The organism is Pseudomonas sp. 05N431, assembly GCF_056397005.1.
In genome coordinates this window covers 1-1,933 of sequence record NZ_JBFTMN010000048.1, presented here as the reverse complement: position 1 = coordinate 1,933, position 1,933 = coordinate 1, and the positions used below count along the sequence as shown (strand labels likewise).

1 protein-coding gene is annotated in these 1,933 nt (G+C 63.3%); it reads left to right on the top strand.

Features of this window, described 5'->3' with window-relative positions; all coding sequences use genetic code 11:
• The coding region (locus tag AC1DIG_RS29240; RefSeq protein WP_477770100.1) for an Ig-like domain-containing protein at positions 1 to 1,933 on the top strand (1,933 nt) is incomplete at both ends.

The following is a 1,933-nucleotide window of genomic DNA, read 5'->3' as shown; positions in this document are numbered from 1 at the left end:
CCGATACGGCCGCCGGTACGGAAAACCAGACCCTGAGCATTGACGTGCTGGCCAATGACACCGATGTCGACGACGGTCACCTGTTCACGCTGAACTCAGCCAGCGCGCCAGCCAACAAGGGCAGTGCCAGCGTGGTCGGCAACCAGCTGGTGTTTACCCCCGGAACTGACTTCGATCACCTGGCGCAGGGCGTGGTCGAGCACGTGACGCTCACTTACCAGATGCAGGACGAACACGGCGCGCTCTCGAGTTCCACGGTGGATGTGACCATCACCGGCACCAACGACGCGCCGGTGGCGGTGGCCGATGTCGCCGCCGGCACGGAAAACCAGACCCTGACGATCGACGTACTGGCCAACGACACCGATGTCGATGACGGTCACCTGTTCACACTGAACTCGGCGAGTGTGCCGGCCAACAAGGGTACGGCCAGCGTGGTCGGCAACCAGCTGGTGTTCAATCCGGGGAGCGACTTCGATCATCTGGCGCAAGGCGTGGTCGAGCACGTGACGCTCAGTTACCAGATGCAGGATGAACACGGGGCACTCTCGAGTTCCACGGTGGACGTGACCATCACCGGCACCAACGACGCGCCGGTGGCAGTGGCCGATGTCGCCGCCGGTACGGAAAACCAGACCCTGACCATTGACGTGCTGGCCAACGACTCCGACGTCGACGACGGCCACCTGTTCACGCTGAACTCGGCGAGTGTGCCGGCCAACAAGGGCACGGCCAGCGTGGTCGGCAACCAGCTGGTGTTCAATCCGGGAGCTGACTTCGACCACCTGGCACAGGGCGTGGTCGAGCACGTGACGCTCAGTTACCAGATGCAGGACCAGTACGGCGCGCTTTCGAGTTCCACGGTGGACGTGACGATCACCGGCACCAACGACGCGCCGGTGGCAGTGGCTGATACGGCTGCCGGCACGGAAAACCAGACCCTGAGCATCGACGTGCTGGCCAATGACACCGACGTCGACGATGGTCATGCATTCACCTTGGTTAGCGCCAGTGCGCCAATCGGCCAAGGCAGTGCCAGCGTCGCGGGCAACCAGCTGCAGTTCAATCCGGGAAGTGATTTTGATCACCTGGCGCAGGGCGTGGTCGAGCACGTGACGCTCAGTTACCAGATGCAGGATGAACACGGCGCGCTCTCGAGTTCCACGGTGGATGTGACGATCACCGGCACCAACGACGCTCCGGTGGCAGTGGCCGATACGGCCGCCGGTACGGAAAACCAGACCCTGAGCATTGACGTGCTGGCCAACGATACCGACGTCGACGACGGCCACCTGTTCACGCTGAACTCGGCCAGTGCGCCGGCAAACAAGGGTACGGCCAGCGTGGTCGGCAACCAGCTGGTGTTCACCCCAGGAAGCGATTTTGATCACCTGGCGCAAGGGGTGGTCGAGCATGTGACGCTCAGTTACCAGATGCAGGATGAACACGGCGCGCTCTCGAGTTCCACGGTGGATGTGACGATCACCGGTACCAACGACGCGCCGGTGGCGGTGGCCGATACGGCCGCCGGTACGGAAAACCAGACCCTGAGCATTGACGTGCTGGCCAATGACACCGATGTCGACGACGGCCATGCATTCACCTTGGTCAGCGCCAGCGCGCCGACAAACCAGGGCACGGCCAGCGTGGTCGGCAACCAGCTGCTGTTTACCCCCGGAAGCGATTTCGACCATCTGGCGCAAGGGGTGGTCGAGCACGTGACGCTCAGTTACCAGATGCAGGACGAACACGGGGCACTGTCGAGTTCCACGGTGGACGTGACGATCACCGGCACCAACGACGCGCCGGTGGCAGTGGCCGATGCCGCCGCCGGTACGGAAAACCAGACCCTGAGCATCAACGTGCTGGGCAATGACACCGATGCTGACGACGGCCACCTGTTCACGCTGAACTCGGCGAGTGCGCCGGCGAG